18 protein-coding genes are annotated in these 24,013 nt (G+C 45.2%); 5 read left to right on the top strand and 13 right to left on the bottom strand.

Features of this window, described 5'->3' with window-relative positions; translation table 11 throughout:
- The first annotated feature begins 36 nt into the window (after positions 1–36).
- The 5 genes from PATL_RS09570 to PATL_RS09550 all read left to right on the top strand — a co-directional run bounded on the left by PATL_RS09570 (position 37) and on the right by PATL_RS09550 (position 8,559).
- Positions 37–672 (top strand): SDR family oxidoreductase, encoded by a 636-nt coding sequence (locus PATL_RS09570; protein WP_011574693.1) that lies wholly within the window; start codon positions 37–39, stop codon positions 670–672.
- Between the two features lie 295 nt (positions 673–967).
- A complete protein-coding gene (locus tag PATL_RS09565; RefSeq protein ID WP_011574692.1) occupies positions 968–2,488 on the top strand; it encodes an acetaldehyde dehydrogenase ExaC in 1,521 nt (506 codons plus the stop codon).
- A 66-nt stretch (positions 2,489–2,554) separates the two neighbouring features.
- Positions 2,555–4,633 (top strand): 4Fe-4S binding protein, encoded by a 2,079-nt coding sequence (locus PATL_RS09560; protein ID WP_011574691.1) that lies wholly within the window; start codon positions 2,555–2,557, stop codon positions 4,631–4,633.
- A 213-nt stretch (positions 4,634–4,846) separates the two neighbouring features.
- Positions 4,847–5,992, top strand: coding sequence for a nitric oxide-sensing protein NosP (gene nosP / locus PATL_RS09555; protein WP_011574690.1), 1,146 nt, complete (start codon positions 4,847–4,849; stop codon positions 5,990–5,992).
- A complete protein-coding gene (locus PATL_RS09550; RefSeq protein WP_011574689.1) occupies positions 5,989–8,559 on the top strand; it encodes a hybrid sensor histidine kinase/response regulator in 2,571 nt (856 codons plus the stop codon). The genes nosP and PATL_RS09550 overlap by 4 nt, the downstream gene beginning before the upstream one ends.
- Here the strand turns inward: PATL_RS09550 and PATL_RS09545 are convergent.
- The 13 genes from PATL_RS09545 to PATL_RS09485 all read right to left on the bottom strand — a co-directional run bounded on the left by PATL_RS09545 (position 8,556) and on the right by PATL_RS09485 (position 23,843).
- Positions 8,556–9,212 (bottom strand): response regulator, encoded by a 657-nt coding sequence (locus tag PATL_RS09545; protein WP_011574688.1) that lies wholly within the window; start codon positions 9,210–9,212, stop codon positions 8,556–8,558. The two genes, PATL_RS09550 and PATL_RS09545, sit on opposite strands and share 4 nt — an antisense overlap.
- A gap of 136 nt (positions 9,213–9,348) precedes the next feature.
- The gene (locus PATL_RS09540) at positions 9,349–9,669 is read right to left on the bottom strand and encodes an EthD family reductase (protein ID WP_011574687.1); all 321 of its coding nucleotides are present in this window, start codon (positions 9,667–9,669) and stop codon (positions 9,349–9,351) included.
- A gap of 36 nt (positions 9,670–9,705) precedes the next feature.
- Positions 9,706–10,863, bottom strand: a complete 1,158-nt coding sequence (locus PATL_RS09535; RefSeq protein ID WP_011574686.1) for a porin — start codon at positions 10,861–10,863, stop codon at positions 9,706–9,708.
- Positions 10,864–11,048: 185 nt separating this feature from the next.
- Positions 11,049–12,395, bottom strand: a complete 1,347-nt coding sequence (locus tag PATL_RS09530; RefSeq protein ID WP_011574685.1) for a DUF3422 family protein — start codon at positions 12,393–12,395, stop codon at positions 11,049–11,051.
- 35 nt (positions 12,396–12,430) lie between these two features.
- Positions 12,431–13,171 (bottom strand): ABC transporter ATP-binding protein, encoded by a 741-nt coding sequence (locus PATL_RS09525; RefSeq protein WP_011574684.1) that lies wholly within the window; start codon positions 13,169–13,171, stop codon positions 12,431–12,433.
- Positions 13,164–14,003: an ABC transporter permease gene (locus tag PATL_RS09520; RefSeq protein ID WP_041713630.1), complete on the bottom strand. Its 840-nt coding sequence runs from the start codon at positions 14,001–14,003 to the stop codon at positions 13,164–13,166. Before PATL_RS09520 ends, PATL_RS09525 begins: the two co-directional genes overlap by 8 nt.
- Positions 13,987–15,027, bottom strand: a complete 1,041-nt coding sequence (locus PATL_RS09515) for an ABC transporter substrate-binding protein (protein ID WP_011574682.1) — start codon at positions 15,025–15,027, stop codon at positions 13,987–13,989. The genes PATL_RS09520 and PATL_RS09515 overlap by 17 nt, the downstream gene beginning before the upstream one ends.
- Before the next feature lie 93 nt (positions 15,028–15,120).
- Complete coding sequence (locus PATL_RS09510; protein ID WP_041714373.1) at positions 15,121–17,325, bottom strand: TonB-dependent receptor; 2,205 nt, start codon at positions 17,323–17,325, stop codon at positions 15,121–15,123.
- Between the two features lie 140 nt (positions 17,326–17,465).
- Complete coding sequence (locus PATL_RS09505) at positions 17,466–19,778, bottom strand: TonB-dependent receptor (protein WP_232283314.1); 2,313 nt, start codon at positions 19,776–19,778, stop codon at positions 17,466–17,468.
- Between the two features lie 204 nt (positions 19,779–19,982).
- The gene (locus tag PATL_RS09500; protein ID WP_011574679.1) at positions 19,983–20,759 is read right to left on the bottom strand and encodes an ABC transporter permease; all 777 of its coding nucleotides are present in this window, start codon (positions 20,757–20,759) and stop codon (positions 19,983–19,985) included.
- Positions 20,756–21,613 (bottom strand): ABC transporter ATP-binding protein, encoded by an 858-nt coding sequence (locus PATL_RS09495; RefSeq protein WP_011574678.1) that lies wholly within the window; start codon positions 21,611–21,613, stop codon positions 20,756–20,758. Before PATL_RS09495 ends, PATL_RS09500 begins: the two co-directional genes overlap by 4 nt.
- Complete coding sequence (locus PATL_RS09490) at positions 21,610–22,599, bottom strand: YVTN family beta-propeller repeat protein (RefSeq protein WP_011574677.1); 990 nt, start codon at positions 22,597–22,599, stop codon at positions 21,610–21,612. The genes PATL_RS09495 and PATL_RS09490 overlap by 4 nt, the downstream gene beginning before the upstream one ends.
- Positions 22,600–22,625: 26 nt before the next feature.
- Positions 22,626–23,843, bottom strand: coding sequence for an ABC transporter substrate-binding protein (locus tag PATL_RS09485; protein WP_011574676.1), 1,218 nt, complete (start codon positions 23,841–23,843; stop codon positions 22,626–22,628).
- Positions 23,844–24,013 lie beyond the last annotated feature (170 nt).

Here is a 24,013-nt window from a genome sequence, read left to right as displayed (position 1 = left end):
TTTACGCGAGGAATACTAGACTTTAGGAGAAATAAAATGAGCAAGACGTTAATAATAGGTGCAAGCGGACAGATCGGCAAAATGACCACACAGAAGCTACTTGACGATGGCACGACGGTTGTTGGGCTAGTAAGAGACAAGTCTAAATTAAGCGATATCAAGAGCGAGAACTTAGACGTAGTGGAAGGTGATTTAGAACAAGATTTTAGTCATGCATTTAAAGGTTGCGATAGAGTCATATTCGCAGCGGGTTCTGGCGGTAGTACCGGCGCAGATAAAACCATGCTTATCGATTTATGGTCTGCGTGCAAGGCGGTAGATTATGCAAAAGCAGCAAATGTGTCTCAATTCGTTATGATCAGCTCTATCGGCGCCGATGACCCAGCGCAAGGCTCAGATGAGATGAAGCCCTATTTAGTCGCTAAGCACATGGCCGACGAGCATTTAATAAATAGCGGTCTCAATTACACTGTTTTACGTCCGGGTAGTTTAAAAGATGAAGATGCCAAAGGCGGTTTCCAAACCGCTAAACCCGACAGTAAAGAAAAGATGATCATCACCCGAGAAGACGTCGCCGATGCGTTGGTATTCGTGCTAGGCAACCAAAATGTAAACAACAGCACGTACGAGTTGTTTAATGGTAACCAATCCCTTGAGCAAGCTTTCGCTTAAAGCGCTGTACCATCATTAGTTCATAGAAACCGGCCCTCTTCACACTGAGGGCTTTTTTATCCCTACTACTTAGCTATTAACAACCGAAGTCTCCCTTCTAAACCCGCTGTATCCCGCTATAGACCTATATCCTACTTCTAAAGTATGAGTTTTTTTGTGCAAAGGAAGCATGGTGCTGAGCAACGCTTGCCGCCTATTCTAGTACCCGAACTAGCACATTGGCTTCATCCCTTAAGGGTAAATCCTTTGAACCAAACATACGCTGAATTTTCCAGTCAATGATACGAGGTACATTATGATCTATGCAAACCCAGGCAGCGCTGATGCTGTAATCAATTTTAAAGCTAAGTATGAAAACTTTATCGGCGGTGAATGGGTAGCGCCAGTTAAAGGTGTTTACTTTAATAATCTAACCCCTGTTACTGGCGAAGAATTTTGTGAGATCCCTCGCTCTAGTGCAGAAGATATTGAATTGGCGATTGATGCAGCTCATGCCGCAAAAGACGCATGGGGTAAAACCTCTGTGCAAGAGCGCTCAAATATCCTATTAAAAATAGCGGACCGCTTGGAAGAAAACCTGACCAGACTCGCTGTTGCAGAAACGTGGGACAATGGTAAACCCATCAGAGAGACCATGGGCGCAGATATTCCATTAGCCGTCGACCATTTCCGGTATTACGCTGGCTGCATAAGAGCCCAAGAAGGTACACTCTCGCAAATTGATGACAACACAGTTGCCTATCACTTTCATGAGCCAATGGGCGTTGTAGGGCAAATTATCCCATGGAACTTCCCTATTTTAATGGCAGCATGGAAATTAGCGCCAGCACTCGCAGCAGGTAATTGCATCGTGCTTAAACCTGCTGAGCAAACACCTGCAAGTATCCTTGTGTTGGCCGAATTGATTGCTGATATCCTACCTGCGGGCGTGCTTAATATCGTTAACGGTTTCGGCAAAGAAGCCGGTGAAGCTTTAGCAACAAGTACACGCATTGCAAAAATTGCTTTTACTGGTTCAACTGCGGTAGGCGGCCACATTTTAAAATGTGCAGCTGAAAATCTCATTCCCTCTACGGTAGAACTTGGTGGTAAATCCCCGAATATTTTCTTCAAAGACATTACCAACTTTGAAGATGATTACCTCGATAAATGCGCTGAAGGTTTTGCTTTGGGTTTCTTCAACCAAGGGGAAGTCTGTACATGCCCTTCACGTGCCTTAGTGCAAGAAGATATCTTCGATGAGTTTATGGAGCGTGTTCTAGAAAAAACGAAAAAAATCATTCGTGGCAATCCTCTTGATGACAGCACTATGGTAGGTGCTCAGGTATCGAAAATTCAGTTCGATAAAATTATGGGTTACATTGATATTGGCCGTGAAGAAGGCGCTTCCGTGTTAACTGGAGGGTTCTCTGAAGAATCTGCACCGGCAATTGATGATGGGTACTACATTCAGCCTACTATCCTCAAAGGCGACAACTCAATGCGTGTTTTCCAAGAAGAAATTTTTGGGCCTGTTATTTCAGTCACTACGTTCAAAACGCCAGAAGAAGCGGTCGCTATCGCTAATGACACCGCTTACGGTTTAGGTGCAGGCGTTTGGACCCGAGACGCTAATTTAGCGCACAAGATGGGGCGGGCAATAGAATCAGGTCGCGTATGGACCAATTGTTATCACCTGTACCCTGCTCACGCAGCTTTTGGTGGATACAAAAAATCTGGCATAGGCCGCGAAACGCACAAAATGATGTTAGATCATTATCAACAAACCAAGAACTTGTTGGTGAGTTATGACACTGCTCCACTAGGTTTCTTCTAAGCTGAAGAAGTACATGCCGCCTGATTCTGTCCGCAGGCGGTATGTACATTTATTCGCTGATCCAACATGCGTTTATCTTACCAACTGAATTACCTAGCCTTGATTATTGGCACATTGTTGACCCTTTTTTCATTGGTCAGTCACGCCGATACTGTTCCGGCGAACATCGCACATATATTTCCAAGCGCAACCCGGATCGAGGCCCCCCTTGAGGATGTTGCTGTTACGCCTGTATACCAATTGAACGAGTTACTTGGCTATACCTTTGAATCTGACGATTTCACACAATTCATTGGTTTTTCGGGGCAAACAATCAACCTTCTCATCGGTTTGGATACCAAAGGTATCATCACTGGTATTAAGGTCCTTAATCATAATGAACCGATTTTTTTGCATGGCCTAGGCGAAGAAGCCATGTTCAGTTTTATCGCACAATACCCTGGGCACTCAATCAAAGAACGTTTCATCATCAATAGCCGTGAACAACACTCGGCTGATAATACCTACTTTGATGGCGTGACCCGAGCGACAATTTCCGTTCTTGTTATCAATGACACCATCATCGCATCGGCGCTTAAAGTCGCTAGGCAAAAACTTGACGGATTTCTAGCGGCGCATCCTCATCAAATTAAGCAAGATTTCTATCATCCATTGACCTTTAAACAACTGCTCGAAAAAAAGTATATCCATCATTGGGTGGTAAGCACCAAAGAGGCAATGAACATTTCCCCCAAGTTAGCGCAGAAAGTGAAACGCTTAGCGGATGGCCACGATGACTTTATTGATATCTACGTGGCGTTCGTCAACATCCCTATGATTGGCAGAAACCTGTTGGGCGACCAAGAATATAAGCGACTTATAGAAGAGCTGTCGCCCGGCGAGCACGCGTTAATGCTATTCAATAAAGGACAATACTCCTTTATCAGTGAAGAGTTTATTCCCCAAACAACCTCGAGCCGGTTAAACGCTGAGCAAGGTGGGTTTCCGGTAGACGTTCGAGATATAGATTTTTACAGCTTCTACCCACCAAGCTTTGCTATGCAGTTACCAAAGTTTGATGATCAGCGTGTGTTCCGCATTAAATCTCAATCTGGATTTGATATAAGCCAACCATTCAATTTGAACTTATCAGTAAGCTATCACTCGTCCTTCTTGAATCAACAAGAGCATGCATTTCCTTTTACGATCACCCCAAACCCAGACTTGTTTGAAGAAACACCTGATGCTTTAAGTCAAGTCAGTCAGCGTCCATTATGGCAGAAAATATGGTTAGATCGCCCGGTGCAAATTGGTCTCACCCTGCTCTATCTACTGTTCGTTTTATGGGTGTTCGTCACGCAACACTCCCTAGCGAAAAGCCAAACCAAAGTACATCGACTGCGTTTTGCCAGTTTAATATTTGTATTATTTTTTGTCGGTTTCTACGCCCAAGGCCAACTCTCCGTGGTGAATATATACACCCTACTCCTTGCCCTAGGAAGCGACTTTAATATTACGGTTTTCCTGCTCGACCCGGTTATTTTTATCTTATGGGTGTTTGTGTTTGTAACCCTATTTTTATGGGGTCGGGGGGTGTTTTGCGGCTGGCTATGCCCTTTTGGCGCACTGCAAGAATTTATGGGCATGCTGGCAATTAGGCTGCGTATTCGCCAACTAAAAATTTCACCGAGACATCACAAGTTTGCCCAAAAGATAAAATACTTAGTGCTTCTCGGGCTAGTGGCATGTTCATTCTATTCCCTGACATTGGCAGAAAAGCTAGCCGAAATTGAGCCATTTAAAACATCAATTACATTGAATTTCGTGCGCTACTGGCCTTTCGTTCTTTATGCTCTGGTATTGCTGGCTCTGAGTTTAAAGATTCACAAAGTGTACTGTCGCTATTTATGCCCATTAGGTGCTGGCTTAGCAGTACTAGGACGTTACCCGTTGTTTAAGTGGCTAACGCGCCGCAAAGAATGTGGTAGCCCTTGTCAGCTTTGTCGCAATAAAAAATGTGCGATCGACGCCATAAGACCCACTGGTAACATTGATTATAATGAATGTATTCAATGCCTTGAGTGTCTTGTTACCATTGAGAGTCCGCAACTATGTGTGGTGGACAAATACAATAAAAAATCAATAAGAGTACGAGAAGTAAAATAACGCTGAGCAGAAAATCAGCGTAGTTGGTGCACAACGTGTGCAATATCAGTGTGATTGCAACATAAGCTAAAGCTAGGCTTTTACCCTACTCATCTGCTTTGGTAAACGCATTTTGCACTATATGATGAGTTAAAGAGCAGTATGAGCAGTCAAAAAGCAGTCGCAACGTGACGTTAGATTTCGGCTCACAACAAAATATAAAGGCTTTAAATAATGTCCAATATAAAAACAATAACAGCCATCACCCGCTCCATTGACCCAGCGATTGCCGCCCAAGAATTACGTCAACAACTATCAGCCCCACATATTACGTTTGTACTTTTCTATTGCTCATCTGTGTATTCATTACAGCGCTTAGCATCCAATATGGCGTCCGCTTTTGACGGCGTTGATTTAGTCGGTTGCACCACCGCCGGTGAAATTACCCCTAATGGCTACGAACAGCACTCCATTATCGCCATTGGCTTTAGTGCTTCTCATTTTGCTATTAGCGCGCAAATCGTCGAATCAATGGAGAACTTCACGTTAATAGATGCTCAGGAAACCATTAACAAGCTAACCGAAAATTGCTATGTCAAAAAACTTACTACGATCAAAAATCATTCATTTATATTGACGTTACTCGATGGTTTATCCGCCGACGAGGAGCAATTCTTGGTGACTCTTAATTCTGCGTCAGGCGGCATACCTCATTTTGGCGGCTCTGCGGGTGACGACATACATTTAGCCACAACGCATGTGTTCTACCAAGGGTCCTTCTACCAAAACGCGGCTATCGTATTGATGGTAAATACCACATGTGCTTTTGAAGTCTTCAGTTGTAATCATATCAAACACCCCACAAGTAAAGTCGTCGTCACCGCAGCGGATGCTGACAGTCGTACTGTGTTTGAGTTAAATGCTGAACCTGCCGCGCTCGAGTATGCAAGACTATTAAATGTCACCGTAGGTGAGCTTAGCCCAGAGTTATTTGCTCTGTACCCCTTGGCAGTTAAAGTCGGAGGGCAATACTATATTCGTTCTATTCAAAAAGTGAATGAAGCTGACTTGAGCCTGACCTTCTACTGCGCCGTAGATGTAGGTATTGTGCTGAGCACTGTGGTGATGGATGATATTTTCGCATCCCTTAGCAGCGAGTTGAGCCGCATGACCTCCCAATATGGGGAGCCTGAATTAGTATTGACTTGCGATTGTTTCTTACGCCGCCTCGAAATCGAGCAGCGCCAGCAACTCAAGCAAGCTAAGGAATTGCAACAGCGATACAACATACGTGGTTTCAACACCTATGGAGAACATATTGATGGCACGCATTTAAATCAAACGTTCACCGGCGTTTTCATTGCCGGGGGTAACGAATGAGTGGTCAAGACGTGCAGCAGGAGTTGGCCCAGTTAAGGGCTGAAAACAAGAAGCTTAAAAAAATTAACGATGCACTCATATCTAGAGTTGAACAAGGCGGCGGTAATCAATATGCGCCCTACGCGGCGTTCGAACATTCTGTACATTTAGCCGAACAAGTCAGGGAAAAGACCCAAATTTTAAATGAAACCTTGGCCGAGGTTGAGCATAGTCATCGCGCACTAAAGCAAGCCAATGAAGATGCGAATATATTTAAACAGCGTTTTATCGATGCCATAGAGAGTATCTCTGAAGCCTTTGTACTGCTCGATAGTGACGGCTTGATACTGCTGCAAAATTCTAACTTTGCCACGTTCTGGGGTAAAACAGGGTTGGCCATTCAAGAAGGTGCTAACTTCAACGATTTGAAAGATAGAGCAAAATCCAGCGGTATGATCAGGCGTGCAAGCCCAGGTGGCGAACAAAGCAGTCCTGTGTATCAATTAGCCGATGGACGTTGGTTTCAACTCAACGAGCGGCGCACAAGCGAAGGTGGTTGGGTGATGTTGTACACTGACATCACAGAAGTCAAGGTAGCTGAAACCGCCCGCTACGAACAAGGCATGATCCAAAAGTCCATGTTGCTACAAGGCCTAATAGACAACTTATCCCAAGGGGTTGTCATGATCAGTAGCGCCAACCAGATTGAGGTATGGAATAACCGGTTTGTGCAAATGAGTCAGCTCTCCCCTAATCAATTGCGCTCCATGCCTTACTTTCAGCATTTAACCAATTTAACCGAATTGGAACTTGGCGAACGACCTCGAAATAAAGACGGTTACTATGTACAAACCCTCTCAAACGGCACCGTATTAGAAATACGCGACCACAGATTACTCAACGGTAAATTAATCAAAACCTATACGGATATCACAGTTCGACATCGCTATGCGGAATCTCTGGAGAAAAGCGAACGTTGGCTACGACTCATCACAGATAACGTACCCGCCATGATCGCGTATATTGGCAGTGATTTGAAATTTCAATTTACCAACCAAGTCTATGTAGATTGGTACGGTTGGCCCCAAGGCAGTTTAGATGGTGAATCAATCAAAGATAGTCGGGTAGATTCTGATTACCGCCAGCTTCGCCCCTATATTGAACGTGCTCTAAAAGGGGAGAGTGTCAGCTTTGAGATAGCGGAAAAAAATCACGCTGGTGAATCTCGGTATTTGTTAAAGTCCTACGTACCTAATCGCAGTAGTGACGGTAATGTACAAGGATTTTTTGTTTTAGTCAGAGACGTAACAGAACGTAGACGCAACGCTGTCGCCTTGCAAAAAGCCCACGACCAGCTTGAAATTCGTGTGGCTGAGCGCACGTCCCAGCTCAAAAGCCTCAATGATGAACTCATTATTGAGGCAGAAGAGCGCAGGCTTGCACAGGTCAACCTCACCACGGCTAAACGTGAAGCTGAGTTTGCCAACATTTCAAAAACAAAGTTTCTTGCCGCAGTCAGTCATGACTTACTGCAGCCGCTTAACGCAGCCCAACTTTTCACCAGCTCATTAGGCGAAACGCTCGTTAATGCGGAGTCCCTCCCGCTGGTCAACTCATTAACCAATTCCTTAGATGATTTAGAAAATTTGATCAGTACGCTAATAGACATCTCCAAGCTAGATGCCGGCGTAGTCAAAGCAGATAAAGGAATATTTAAACTCTCAGAGCTACTGGATAACTTAGCCAATGAATACCGGCAAGCCACCGGCCAATACAATATCGAATTGCGCTATGTGCCATCAAACATCATGGTGTATAGCGACAGCGTATTACTTGCACGCATTCTACGTAATTTTATGTCGAACGCGTTTCGATATGCCGCTCAAGGTAAGGTATTACTAGGGTGTAAACGCAGGGGAGATCACGTGGCAATAGAAATATGGGATACCGGCTCCGGCATTGCACAAGATCAACTCACCGAAATTTTTAAAGAATTTAAACGCTTAAAATCATCACAAAGCGCCTTTGGCAATGGCCTAGGCTTAGGGCTGGCCATAGTCGATAAAATTGCTCATGTGTTAGGCCATAAAATCACCGTCAATTCTGAGTTGGGCAAAGGTTCTGTGTTTTCCGTTACCGTACCCATATCTGCGAAGCAGGAGCTGCCAAAACACTTGGCCAACGTACAGACGTTCGTTAGCCCAACAGATTTTTCACATTGCCGGATTTGGTTAGTCGATAACGACATCAGTGTTTGCGAAGGAATGTCGCATTTACTCTCCGGCTGGGGCTGCCATACGGTTACCGCGGTGAGCTTAGAGGCGTTAAAGGAAAAGGTGAATATTGCTCACGATGAGGTGGATATTCTAATGGTCGATTACCACTTAAACGATGGTGAACTGGGCGTGGATGTGGCACACCATATTAATCAAACTCGGCGAAGCGCCCTCCCGACTATTATGATCACAGCCAACTACAGTCAGTCACTCAAAAACGAAATCAAGAACAGCAAAATATTGTTGCTTAATAAACCGGTAAAACCCATGAAACTGAAAACATCAATGCTCTATTTGTTGCGTAAAGCTTAGCGTTTTAAATATTGATTAAAGTCGATATCGCCGCAACCCACCACCACTTTCACACGGTTTGTAGCGCCCAACTTTTTAAGGATAGATGACACATGAGACTTAATGGTTGTCTCTGAAATATGCAGATTATAAGCAATCTGTTTATTGGCCTCACCTTTGGTTAAATGTTTTAACACAATGAGTTCACGGCGAGTCAAGAGTGATATTTTTTCGGGAGAAATTTCACATTCATTGGTCTGATTAGCAACAGCCTGACTGCGCATAATATTCGGCGGTAAATACACGTTTCCAGCAAACACACTCTGAATAGCCTCGCCAATCACCTGCTTTGAGGAAGACTTAGCAATGAAGCCAACAGCACCATAAGAAAGGGTCTGCAATATTTTTTGCTTTTCAGTTTCAGCCGAAACAATAACCACTGGCGTGGTGGGGCATTCATTACGAACATCCAGTAAACCGTTAAGCCCCGTCATGCCGGGCATGTTCAAATCGAGCAAGATCAGGTCTATTTCGTCATTGCTTTTGACTAACTCAAGCGTTGATTCAATATCTTCTGTTTCGTAGGTAGTAGAGCCTGGAAACGCAGAACTGATCGTATTGATTATCGCTTCACGAAATAAAGGGTGATCATCAGCAACTAGAATTTTATACATGATGCTTAACACTATGTTTTAAATAAAATATTCTACCTTATTTAGCGCTCCTAACCCACCCGAAATTAACAGTTTTTTAACACAAAAATGCAGTAAAACGGTGGGTTTTACTGCATCAGGTAATAAAACTTTCCGATTAATCATCAACTCCAATTAAAATACTCGGCGTTCCCCCAGATGATATACGAACAGCATCGTTTGCCACCCTTTGCATTTCTTCGCTTGCCAGTGTTTTTTGCAATGCATTTATCGAGCTAAACAGCATACTAAACATCTGATAGTACTTGGGTATTTCATCCCCGACAGCAGTAAACTTAGTCACTGTGTAAGGTAGCTCGTCCGTTTTAGGAATGTGTAATGCCTGATGAAGCATGGCTAAATGCAAAACATAGTCCCCCTCAAACTGTACTTTGTCTTTTGGTTGTGGATACAGCACCATTAATTTTACGCTTTGCATTATGCTAACTCCTGTGTTCGTTGCTTTTCATTCAGCTTAAAATGTCACCACGGCACCAACAGAAACCGTGTCATTGTCCTCCCCTGCCAAAGAATTCGTTACGTCTGCTTCAGTGTGGTTGTATTCGAAAACGGCGGTGAGTCCCGGGCGCAGCGTATTGAAATAAGCCAACCCCGTATTGGTATGTTCGGCATCCAATACACTGTCAGTGTTTTCCACTTCAGTTCTGCCGTGGGTGACAACAAATCTATGGTCGTGCAGGGTATAAGACGCTTGAAATAACATACCGTCAGTCTCGATCACCTCAGGGCCAACCAACTGATCTAGCCCTGCAACATGCCCTAAGCCTTTAGTGCTATACCCCGACGCACTCAGTGCCAAGCCCGCAAACTTTACTTTCGCACCATAGCCCACGCCTGATTGATCTTGTTCTATTCCATCAACTTCACTGGATTGGCTAACACCACTTAACCACGCCATAAATGAGCCACTGTCAAACGTGGAGTTGTACATTAATTCGGCCTCAAAACGCGGTAAATCTTCAGAAGAATCAGATGACACTTTGTTAGGGTCCATCAGGCCCACCGCAATTTTGAAACCATTGAATTCAGGCGACCTATAAGTGATCTGCGCCTTAGGGAAAGGATACGTATAGCCAGTACTAATGTTACCGAATGTCACATTACCGCCATCGACTAGACCAAAAAAGTCAGAGGTTTGGCCAAAGCCCAAGAGCAATTCATCGTTTAAAATATTGGCGCGGTTAAACAGACCGAAGTCTTTACCGATAAGCACTTCCCCCCAATCGGCTTTGACTGTTGCATAAAATTGGCGAACGTCAATCAACGAGCCGGTCCCTAAATCAGCGGGAGAGGCGTCCCGATTATTATCAGAATCGTTTATGGACACCCAAAAAGAAGAGCGCATTTCAATCTTCATGTCTGATAACTGATTTGAAAAGTTAAAGCCTACATTATTCGGTAAAAACCCCATACGTACTCGAGATTGATCTCTGTCAGTACCGACCCCGCCTGCATCGGTGGTTTCAATTGAACTATTGGAATAGAAAGCATTGACCAAGCCGTCAGCGCTGAAGCTCAAACCGTCGTTTTCGTATATGTCTATTTTAGCCGCAGCACTGAAAGAAGAAGCGATCGCCACTGACAAGAGGCCAAATTTCGTTAATGTGTTCATGATTGTGTTTCCCGTTTTTTGTTATCGTTCAACGGGATCATATAAACACCAGACTGGGTAAAGAATTGAACGAGATAACGAAATCACGCGTTATTTAGTATGACGAAAAAGAACTAGTACTTAAGGAGGGACGCATTTTGCAAACACAACCGTCGGTAGTAGCCGAGCAAAATCGAATAAATAAGTCAGTGAGTGTGTTTTTTGATAGCCCTTAAGAGCAAGCGCATCGCTAGCCAAGTAGAAAGTAGAAGTACAGGAACAGAAATGCCCTTCACTAGGGTTTTATCCAGCGCTAAATCAACCGATGCGAGCGCATTTAGTACGTAATCCAGCAGACTCATGGAGTAATACACAATCGCCACAATTGACACACCTTCCACTATTTGTTGCAAGCGTAACTGCACTTCCCCCCTTCGGTTGATCGCAGCGAGCAATTTTTGGTTCTGTTGTTCAATCGATAAATCAACACGTGTTCGCAGTAAACCACTTGCCCGTTCGATGCGACAGGTTAACGCGTCTAATCGGCGCGTTAACGCCTGACACGTTTTAACACCAGGGCCAAGCCTTCGAGTGACAAACTCACTTAAGCGTTCTTTGTGGTTTAGCTCTTGCTCTTTGAGCTGAGTAATGCGTGAGCACACAAGTTCGTAGTAGGCATCCGTGGCACTAAATCGATAGCTAATATCAGCCAGTATTTGCTCTGTTTGATTGGCTAAATGCGATAAAGCGCTGAGCATTTCTCCATCATCAGCATCCTTAGTGCTCGCCATACTTTGATTTATTGCCACTAAGCGCTGCTCTATTTGTGCTACATCAGCAGACAACGCTTTAGCAATGGGCAAACTTAACAGCGCCATCATTTGATATGTTTCAATTTCCAGCAAACGCTGCACTAAGCGACCTGCTTGATAGGTATTCAATGCCGATGACTGAATATAAACTCGGGAAAAACCATCGCTGTGAACTCGAAAGGAAGTGAACACGTTGGCTCGCCCACTGGCTACCGTGCTACCGAAGACTTGATAGTTTTCAAACGCTTGAAAGAGTGATGTATCGCTGAAGGGCTCATCACTCAATACCAAGTTAACCGCACTAACAAGCTCACCCACTAATGAGTCAAACCATTGCTGGGGCACAAACTCAATAGCAAAACTGTCAAATAAAGCCTCACTGACGCCCTTTCTGATAAAGGTGTAACTGGAGAATTCTAAGTGTCGTTCCCAGCGGATCTCGAAACCCGTGAAATGCTGATAATAGCAACACGCATCCAACTCTGGAGGTGGCGCATTATAACGTGCACACAAGGTGCATAGTTGCTGAAACTCTTTCCCTCTCTGGTCTTGGTTAATTCGCACAGCAATGTGGCTAACAGTGGAACAAGTCGCCATTTGGACACTGGGCCGGTTATGCAATTCTTGACTCAAGCTTTGTCGTGTTTCTGATACCCAAAGACGAGGTCTATTTTTAGTAACGTCGGTCACAGCTTCGCTATTAACTTCCCTATTAGCTTCTCTATTAAGTCGTATCGTCATTCTGATGACTTCATCATTTTGCTAGTCAGCGCACATCAAATAACACTGCCTGCAAGCAAGCTTGGGTATTTTGCTAATAAAGCGGCTTGCCAGCTAAGTTCAGCAGCGCCGGATTCTGTTCGCGGACGCGTTAGAACAACTGATTCTTGATGTACGATACGACTCGGCGACTGACTCAAGAATAGAATTCGATCGGCTAAGTACACTGCCTCTTGCAAATCGTGCGTCACAAAAATCACGCTGCACCCTTGCCGCTGACAAAATTTAATAAGCAATAAACGCAGACGAGCTGCCGTAGGGGCATCAAGTGAATTAAACGGCTCATCAAGTAGCAACAATTTGGGGTTAATAAGAAAAGCACGGGCGATACTGACTCTGCGCTGCATACCTCCAGACAACGTGCGAGGGTAGCAGTTTTGTTTGCCTTCTAGCCCAACACTGGACAGTAATTCATCGATGGTGTCCGAGTGGCTGTTTGGCTGTACTAACCTCAAGTTTTGCTCAACCGTTAACCAAGGCATCAATCTGGGTTGTTGAAAGATGTATCCAATTGGAGGACACATTTGTTCGTTCAAAGGCTCGCCATCAAATACAATATTGCCCGCCTCGCTTGGTTCGAGGCCACTTATTAAATTGAGCAAGGTTGTTTTACCGCAGCCCGAAGGGCCAATGATCGCAACGAACTCCCCTGCCCCTAAATCAAATTCGATATTATCGAGTACATTCGTGCCTTGTATGTACTGTTTATTTTCGATGCGAACGGTAAGTTCAGCCATGCACACTTCCCCGAGCGATTAACCTATCAAGTGGACGAAAAACAACGGCTTCGATACACAGTATGATGCTGATAAAGGCACATGTGTAAGCTAAAATACCAGTGATATCAAAGAACTGAAATTGGGTATTTAGTGCAAAGCCCACTCCGTCACTGCGTCCAAGTAACTCTACAACGAGGACAATTTTCCAGATCAATGACAGCCCAGAGCGAGCGGATGCCATGATAAAGGGATACAATTGCGGCAAAAACACCTTGAAAAAGGTACGCCTGGGTGACAATCGATAGATTTTAGCCACGGCCAGCAAATCGTGATCCACGACCCGCGCGCCTTCTCGGATCATCACCACAACCGTAGGGATTTTGTTTAGCACCACCGCGGCAATCGCAGCACTTTCCACCAAACCGAACCAAATATAACACAGCAAAATGGTTACCAAAGCAGGTACATTTAAAGCGATGATCAACGCCGTATCAGTCAATCGATTGAGCTTTGAATACGTTCCCATCAGCACGCCTATGACGACACCAATGAGCATTGAAATAACAAAACTGATGGCCACACGCTTGAGCGTGACCCATAGATTTAAAAGCATATCTCCTTGGGTGAGATGAAAATGAATGCTGCTGAGCACCCCAGTGCAGCTAGGGAAATCAGGGCTGGCCACAAACCACGCGGCCGCTTGCCAGATTGCCCCAACGAGCAAGACTGTCCCTATACGGATAAACAACCAGCGACGCGTAGCCTGGCTCAAAAATGACATTGAGGACAAGCAGGCAACAATAGCAGGCAGGTTTGCGCAACGAGAAGGAATGTCATTGAGCGCTTTCATCTTCAACCACAGGGTGCCAGGTCAATAAACGCTGGTCAAACGCATAGAACGTATGCTCATCTAGGGATGTGGCATTGCCTACCAAGTTGTGTCCACCATGCTCCGCCAACACAGTAAATATGTCTTTCGTTGCCATTAATTCCTCAGGACCAAATCGATGCAACAAGCCCCTTCGATATTCGGTTTGTAACCCCGTAAACACCTCATCATTTTCAGCTTTAGTTAAATGGCGAATTCGCGCCCATTCATCATCTGATGAGTAAAGAATTTGCTTTGCGGCCAGTGATGCTCGCAAGAAACCTTTGATGCTCTTCGCATGCTGATCAGCCCAAGGTTTTTTGAATGCCCAGCCCAGCAGAGGCACATCGTTTTCAATGTGAAGGGCGTGTAATATTTCTGGCACCGTGACCAATAGTCGATACCCTTTGGCTTTTAAGCGTGCACCGTAGTGCCAAAAGTTGATCCCCGCATCAAGCTCGCCTCTGAGCATAAGGACGTTAAGTAGAACAGGAGACATAAAACTCGGCGCGGTTTTGTTTTTTATATCAAAACCATATTGAGCTTTTGCATATGCCTGCAGTAACAACCAGTTTTTATCCACCTCGCCACCAGCAATACCGACTTTTTTATTCGCTAAATCGCGAACATCCTTAGCAGATGAATCTTTTGGAACATACAAGCCCCCGGTAGCAATAGAAGTGGGGAAAAGTGTAATGTCTTTATCGTTAGCGCGTTGGCGATTTACCCATAGCCAATCAGTTAGAATGATGTCCACTGCATTACTTTGCAAAGCCACAGCGGAAGCATTTTTACTGCCCAAAGATAATACGTCTAACGTGAATCCGTATTTTTTATCCAGCTTGTGGTGTTTAATTACATCCACTTCCCAATTAACCGTGCCGTATTTCAACACCCCCAGGCGCACGTTCGGCGTCGTCTGTGCAAAGGCTTTCATACTCATAGCCATCACGATCACAACCAAGCTAAATATCAGTAAACGTCGTATTTCTGCGCCCTTGAACATTGACTACTCCTCTTACGCTTAATCGCCCCAATTGCTGACTAGACTTGTTTAAATCTGTACCCGCTTTTTAATAGCTGACATGTAATTCAAGCATTAAAATCTTGCTTCAATGCCCAAATGAATCGCTCTGGGTTGGCCTCCAAAGTAGCGATAAGAGCCAAACGCATAATCTGCGCGACTGGCATATCGCTCGTCTAGTACATTCTCTAGTCGCGCCAAAAGACGCACTTTATCAGTCAGCGAAAATTGACCACGAAGTTGCAACAAATTGTGCCCTTGGTATTCATGTTCATTCGATGGATCTAGGTAGTAACTACCCACGTGCGCCCATTCGAGCTCCAACGATGAGTCTTCAGTGGGCTGCCAAGCGAGACGCACATTGCCCAACTGACGTGGAGCCGTATCAATGTCGTTCCCTTTCAGTACACCGCTATTGGCATGTTCTGATTCGTATTGGTGAATCGCGTAGGTGTAATTAACCGCAATAGATACGTTACTAAGTATTGGATAATCAAGCCCCACTTCCACGCCTTTGTGAGACGTTTCAGCATCAGTTACATTCAGGCCATCATCATCTCTGAAGAAGAAGTGATCTTTAGTCATATAAAAAGCCACCAGCTCAAAGTTCATATCAAGTGCTAAGCCTCTTACCCCAACCTCTTGGCTCCGAATTTCTTCTGATTCAATTTGTCCTGCTACTTGCTGGTTTTGAATTCGGTACAAGTCGGTCGTCTGCGGTGCTCTGAATCCCTGAGACCAATCAGCAAAAAGCGCGACGCTCTCGTTCATCAAATAATTAAACCCTATCTTGCTGCTGACGTTATCGAAATCATCTTTGCTGTCAGCCGGGCGTTGATACAAACATGCCACAGGCTCATTGTTACCATTAACACATGGGCTGCCGTCAGCCTGTGTGGTTCCATCAGCAAGCCTGTTCTTGTAATCGTAATGGGTACTATCAAAACGCACACTGGCAGACATTCGCAACGCGTGACTGTATTGCCAGTCGGCTTGAACATAAGGAGCTAACGTCAACACATCAACCTCATAGTCGTAATGCACACCTTGCTGGCGCGCTTTACCAAAGCTAAAGGTACTGGCCTTTTGTTGGGTTTCAGTGAGCTCGCCTGAAGTCCACTCTGCATCAGCCCCCATAACAAGGGCGAGGCGCGGGTCAAATTGCCAATGATAACTACTGGTCAATCCAAAACTGGAGTGGCTATTTTCTTCTATCGCTTCAGAGGGTAAGTAATGCTGGCGAAACTCCATATCATTCGTTCGAACGTAAGGCGTAAGCACAAAATATCTGTCATCAGACAAAGTACGTTGCCACTTACTCGCAACACGCATTGATGACCATTTTCGGTAGGCGTCGTCTTCGCAGTTTTTTTCCATTGCTTGGGTGTCTTTAAACAAGCGGTCATCTGCGTAAGTAGATTCAAAGCAACCTTCCCCATTGTCGCCAGAGGCAATAAAACCCGCGGTATTTTGGTCAAGTACGAAGCCCGCAACACTGGTCGTTATCGCGTTGAGATCATCACGGTATTCATGACGCAGCCCCACTTTGGCTGACGTGAAATCACTGTCGTCTTGGTAGCCGCCATTGTCTATTAATTGCGTATTAATGCTTAAGCCGTGTGCACCAAAATCATTGCCCAGAGTACCTTGCACTTGATAGTGCTCGTTTGGCCCAAGTAACAAAGATACGTCCCCGCCGTCACGTACCGCTTGATTAATCACATTCACCACACCGTGAACCGCATTTGACCCATAAATCGCGCTCGCTGGGCCACGTACGATATCCACTTCTTGTGCTTGTGCTAAGTTAAGCTCTGATAAGCCGTTGTTATTTGCAAAACCTGCTGCACGTGTTGCAATGCCATCTTCTAAAATTAAAAAAGCCCCCCCTGCACCCGGTCCGGTCAGTACGGGAGAGCGCAAAGAAGGCAAAGACTCCATGCCATTATTGGCTTGTACATACACTCCACTCGCGCGATTAAGTAGATCGCTTGGATAAACCGAGCTTACCGTTTGAATATCTTGGCGATTGATGCGCGCCAAATTACCAGTCAGTGTTAATAGGTTTTCCGCTTGACGCGTGCCTGTCACAACAATGACATCAGATATATCAGTCGTTGTAACCTGTGACTCAGACCGGTCCTCTTTGAACATATTGGCTTTGGCAGTATTTGCCTCGGCAGCTTTGGCTTCGGCGATACTCGCTGCAACCAAGCTGGTAACAGCCAGCATGGAAAGCTGAAAAACGGGGATTCTTTTTTTAACTGACTCTCGAAACATCACAGTTCTCAAAGTATTCGATAATGTATGTTTTATGCTATTGCTCACCTGGTTTTTATTCTTTCCTCCTTTAGTATGACTACTCTCGTCAATTAAGGCAGAAAGACGGCATTTTCGATGAATGTCAGCATGCTTAGTCATTAAAACTGTACCTGCACATTGGCCGTTACTCGTCTTGGACTGCCTGGGCCAACAAAAAAAGCCTCATCAATTTCAGGGTATACATCCTCTAACACCTCGTCTGGCTCACCATAGGTACCAAAGGTATGGTATTGGCGGTCAAAGGCGTTATCGATCCGCGCTGAAAGCTGCACAGACTCACTTACTTGATACTTGGCATACACATTGGCAATCGCGTAAGACGATATTTTTTTATTCTCATTTGCTTCATCCCCGCGGTAATACGATGACGATGAGAACAACCACTCGGCGCCTACACTCAGTGCTTCGTTCAGTGCCCAATCGGTGTGCATTTTCACTTGATGCTGAGGCTGGCCAGGGATCGTGTCTCCAGCTTCCACTTGTCGACCTCCTCCTAAGGGATTATTCGGACTAAATGTGACAAATTCTGATTCGAAAGTAGCGTCTAAGTAGCTGTAATTGGCACCAAAGCTAAGGTTTTCTCGCTGATGCAAGAAAGACAGTTCTGCCCCTTGCCGATTGGTTTTATCAACATTGATAAAGTAGCCCTCTGACTGCGTCACACCCGCTTGTTGAAAAATAATGTCATCCACGCTTTTGGTGCGATATAAAGTGGCCGTTAGCGTATTAGCATCAGTGTGATAATCAACTGACGCCTCAATGGTTTTCGCAACGACTTTATTCAATGGCGGATCGGCCACAAAACCATTGGGTAATTTACACGGGTCATCTTCATCGGCACAACTTAGCTCTGCTGGGCTTGGCATACGTGACGACTCGCTGTAACTCAGTGATATATCCCATTTTTGAGAAACAGAATACTGAACGCCTAACGCTGGGTTGAAACGATTGAAATGGTGCTCGCCGTTTAACGAGCCCTCACCAACATCTATCCTGTCATGCATCGATATTTTACTGTCGTTATAGCGCCCAGAGACACTGAGTAACCAGCGCTCATCAAAGCGCACTGAGTAACCTGAGTAGAGGTAGTGTTCATAAGTTTTTACCCCTAGTCTCACTTGAGACTCACTATCAAAAAATCCTGTGGGTGATACTGAACGGTCATCCTCTGGTGTGCTGTTATGCAAAATACCAAACTCGGTATCACTGATAAAATCGATATCAGCTTGATCAATTCCGCCACCAATGACCCACTCATGCTCTGCGTGCTGAGTTTTTTTACTGTGCATAAGCTGCAAAGCTACGCCATAACTTTTGTTTTCAGTAGCGCTTTGGTTCAACGTGCCGTCTATATCGTCAGCGTCCACATCAGAAATGTCACTGAAGCTTACCTCTGGGGCATGACCCACAAACTCAACCCGCTCTACCTCGTCATCTTCTTCCTCACACAAGGTAACAACATTATTAAACTCACATTCTTCGTAGTCGCTGTCATCACCGTTAGTGGTGTCAATATTGTTGCGTCTGTAATAGCTGTTTGCTTGCATTGTAAAACCGTTGCCTAACGCTGACTCACTACTAAGCGCAAACATGCGGTGATCGTTTTCGGTTTTATCCGGGTAGGTGTAAATGGCGTCGTACCCCTGGGCGACTTGTAATCCCTCGGGCACAGCACCATTGCCGGTCAGGGCGTTGTCATTAGCCGCGGCGAATAACTCAAGGTGATGAATATCCCCTTGGTAGGTTAGTGTGCCTAGCACCTGTTTCAAATCACTGCTTGAAAAGTCTCGCCAGCCGTCTTCGCTCAAACGGTTAATCGCCACATAATAGCCCCAACGGCCATTGTTTCCGCCGCTTTGCACCGTCGCTTGGCGTTGACCGAAGCTGGCTATTTGTAGGTCCAGTTCATTACGCACGAAGGTGAAACCATTTTTGACCCGCATGTCTAATGCACCGCCTAAGGTATTTTGCCCAAAACTAGGGTTCGAGCCCGAGTACAACGCGACGCTATCAAGGGCAGCAAAAGGAATAAGATCCCAGTTGACGGTATCGCCAAATGGTTCGTTAAATCGAATACCGTTGAGGTATAAAGAAATACCTTGTGGTAACCCAAGCAAAGGCGACGCGGTAAATCCGCGGTACTGCACGTCAGGTTGAAAAGGATTGTTCTGTACATCGTTGATATGCACACTGTTTAAGCGATTTTTCATGTGTTGCGACAGCGAGAGCGCATTGCTTTGCGCTAGCTCCTCTGTGCTAATGGTTTGTATACTGCCAATGATACTGGTGGTGTTGTGTTCACTAAAAAGAGGATTTTGGCCAAACACACTGATTGTTTCAAGACTGGCGATTTCACTTGCCATGCCCTCAAAACTTAACATTACACCGACTGCGACTACATATCTCATCATCAATTCCATTGCGTTAGTTAACACTTCAACAAGGAAATTAACGGATAGATGCCTTTGCTACAACTTACGCCAAGAAAAGAAAAAACCAAAACAATCCATATAATTCATAACGTTAACTAAAATTCATTCTTAAGCCTCCTTCTAAAGTAGGAGGCCATTCCTGCCAAAGTCAGCGCACATTACTGCTTGTAAAGCAGGGAGACATTATCCACGACCTCGAAACGTCACTAGGGCTATAACGCAAGTCACCAAGGCGCTGCTAAAAACCACGGTAAAAGCAAGTTCATTAACTTGCCCGTACAGCGCAAATCGCAATAACTCGACACAGTGCGTAAAGGGGTTAAACTGGCAGATCCAAAACAACACGGCGCTTGCTTCTTGCATTTTCCATAAGGGATACAGTGCACTGGACAAGAAAAACATCGGAAAAATGACAAAGTTCATCACGCCTGCAAAGTTCTCTAGCTGAGTAATAAGATTCGCGAGCATTAATCCCAGCGCGCTGAGAAAAAACGATATCAAGAAAATAGCAGGTACAGCATATAGGTATCCGGTAAATTCAATATCGACTCCCACTAATCGAGTGATGAACAAAAATATAAGCACTTGAAAGGTCGACAAAATAGCACCGGCCACGAGTTTACTAAAAAGCAAAAAGGGCCGAGGCATTGGGCTCATAAGTAAGACTTTCATACTGCCCATCTCTCGGTCATACACCATAGACAACGAGCTTTGCATGCAATGAAACAAGATGATCATGCCGCCAAGCCCGGGCGTAATATATTGCTGATAGGTGATGTAGGTACTGTAGGGTTCCATTATTGAGATCCCCAGCGCAGATCGAAACCCAGCCGCAAACACAACCAGCCACAGCAATGGTCGCACCAATACGCTCAATAAGCGGGTCCTTTGTTGTAAGAAGCGCAATACCTCTCGCTTAACAATGCCCTTCATGCAGTATAAGTACGTTGCAAGGTTCATAGTGCCTCCATGCTGGCGGTTAACGTACGGTAAAGCTGAGGCACATCATCGACATCGAATTGGGCACATAAATCTCGGGTAACCCCTTGCGCTTTAACTTGCCCACTATTAAGCACAACCAAGCTGTCTTGTGCACTGACTTCATCCATCAGATGCGTCGCCCACAACACACAAAGGCCTTGTCGCTGGGTTAAGGTGCGCACGTATTTGATGATCAGCGCGCGGCTCTCTATATCAAGCCCTACGGTAGGTTCATCAAGTAATAGTACCTTAGGCTGATGTAACAGGGCTCGGGCTATTTCTACCCGCCGGCGATGGCCCCCATTCAAGGCTCTGACTTTCACAGCCAGCTTGTCATTGAGGGATAACCCCAACAGTATGTCACCAATATTACTCAGAGCATTCGCCGACGAAATACCGTGCAGCGATGCGTGGTACAACAAGTTTTGTTGAACGGTTAAATCTAGGTCCAAGGTGTTTTGTTGAAACACCACTCCCATTGACCGCATGATGTCCTTGCGGGCGCTTTGCAGGCTCAAACCACATACTTTGATGTCACTATTGGCCTCATGGTCAGCAAGGCGTTTGTTGGCGCTTGCGTTAGCTCCCGGGGCAGACTTTAAACCGGTAAGCAAAGAAAATAAGGTACTTTTACCCGCACCGTTTGGTCCAAGCAGAATATTGATACCCTGTGGTAGGGTTAAATTCACGCAATCAAGCACGCGCTTTTTGCCATAGCGGTATGACAAATTTCGCACCTCGATACTGGAGTGGGTTATTTTATGACTGGGTTGGTTGTTGTTCGAAATTTTTTGCCCAACCGGGTTAAGCTTCGCGTCTGATGGCTTGTTCATTGCGCACCACGCACAACTACGCCCCATGGGTAACGCCCTACTTTGATAGAATGCGTGACCTTACGCTTTGCAATATTGATTACCGACACATCCCCGCTAACACCATTGGTGGTTAACAGCTTGCTTTGGTCTTGATTAAACGCCAGTTGCCAAACCCGTCTGCCTACCAGTAAATATTCTTCGATATTCATGCTAGGCACATCAATGACCGCCACATGATTGGCTGGGCCAAGTGCAACGAATGCTGTTTTTCCGTCACCGCTTAACTCTACCCCTACTGGCTGTACTTTGTCCCTATGCACCCCTGAAATAGCGAAAGTAAATTCATGAATAACCTGACGGGTATTAACGTCAAACACGCTCAAGGTGCCACCAATTTCAGAGCTAACCCAGAGCTGCTTGCCATCTTGTGAAAACTTTGCCGATCTGGGGCGTGCGCCGACTAATGAATTATCGATGTTTTCGTAGGTTTCTGTGTCTATCCAGTGCACCATATTGGTTGTTTCCGAGGTAACCACAACCAGTTTACCGTCGGGGCTGACAGCTAGCCCCTCGGGCTCTACACCCACATCGATTTGTGTAATCACTTGTCTCGATGCTATATCAATTACCGTGAGCAGGGCATCATCTTCGTTCGAGGTATAAATGATTTTGCCATTGGGATGCAGCGCAATGGTTTCGGGGTCTTCTCCTGACGGTAAGTCTCCTATAACGGTTTCATTAACTAAATCAATGATCTGAATACTGTCAGAATCACTGGCACACAGATAAGCAATAGTGCCATCATGGCTCTGTACCAACCCTCTGGGTCGTTGACCAACGTCAAACTCTCGCAGCACTTTGTGCTGTGCAAGATTGATGACCGAAATCGTGTTGTCCTTTTCATTGGAAACGTAAGCGAGTTCTTGGGCGTGTACCAAAGTGATTACATTGCAGCCAAGCAACATCCCCAGCATTAGCGATATATTCAAAACGTTCTTTTTCATATGTGACCTCTGGTGATATTGGCGGCTCATTCGCAGCGCATCTCGCGTGCATCAAAACCCAAGGTATCAAGTTCGTTTGTGGGATGTAGCATGCCCGCTTGGGGCGATTCAGACACAAAAGCGTTGGGTTGCACCAACGCCAAAGGCATTCTTAACTGACCATTCCATGAACGAAAGCTGAGCTTACGCCCTTTATATGCAGCCAATTCAAAGTCATCAGAATGAATATAATCAATCAACTCTGCCGGTTTACCTGAACCTGTTTGCTGGGCCGCTTGAGCGACACTTCGCACTGCCAAATAAGCACTGAAATCTAATTCATTCATGTCTCTTGCCGCCATTTTGCGAAAACGACTTTGCAATTGCGCCGCCCCCCACTGCTCTATGACTCGATGCCATGCCAGTGCTTCTAGCCCTGCTGAACCGATAACTGGCCTTGGCAAATATGTGTTGTAAGGAATGAATTCGGCGAAGTCCTTGTGAGCATCAGCGACAAAGACCACATCATAGGGGCGCGAAGTTTGGGTAAATAGCGGAATTTCTTGCTGAGTACTGCGGCGCAAGTCAGTGTTAAAGTCCCACACTTTTTGTTCGATAATGTTTAATCCAAAACGTTTCGCTGCAAGAGAAAACGCATATGCTATATGCTCATCGGCCACTCCCTTGCCTTTGATCAACAGTATTTTAGATAACCGTTTTGCCACAAGCCATTGTGCCAATGCGTCTGACTTCATTCGGTAACTTGGGACTGTGTGTAACACAGATGACAAACACAAGGTGTGGCGCATATCATCCGCCGGCTCACTGACATTAAACACCAGCACAGGTTTGTTTTTCGCCCATTTGTCTATGGTTTCAAACACACCGCTGTCCGCACTGACAAGAAATACAAACACACCCTTTTTAAACTGCTGATCAATACGCTTGAGCACTTCTTGAGGAGCGTGCAACTCAAACTGAGATAATGTGAAAGATTGACCAATGAATTTACCTGTTGAGTTAGCATCAGCCACCGCTAACTGCGCGCCAGGCAAACCACTGTTTTCAGGTAACACATTGATATTGCTGAACGTTGCCACGGGCGCGTTCAATAGCTTCAAATAATTCACCTCATAGCTAAGGGGAACATTTTTAGCGACCGAATGGCCATTCCATAGCAAAATACAAACCGTAGACAAAACCCAAGTGAGACGGTTAATAACGCTTATTTTCTGCTTCTTTAAACGGCTTGTTTGCGTGTTCATAGTCCGCTCTTCTCCTTACGCTAAATTTCACATTACTTTGCACACTACAGTTCATGCTAAAACGACTTTTAACATCAGCATATAGAAGAACACCCCTGTTGGAAATTCTAGGCCACATCCGCTAACCGCATGAATTTAAAGAGTTAAGTGTGTTTTCGCTGAGAAACTTT

Origin of the sequence: Paraglaciecola sp. T6c (assembly GCF_000014225.1) — a bacterium.
In the GTDB taxonomy this organism is placed as follows: Bacteria; Pseudomonadota; Gammaproteobacteria; order Enterobacterales; family Alteromonadaceae; genus Paraglaciecola; species Paraglaciecola atlantica_A.
The sequence above is the reverse complement of the archived record's forward strand: the minus strand, read 5'-3'. Positions and strand labels throughout refer to the sequence as shown.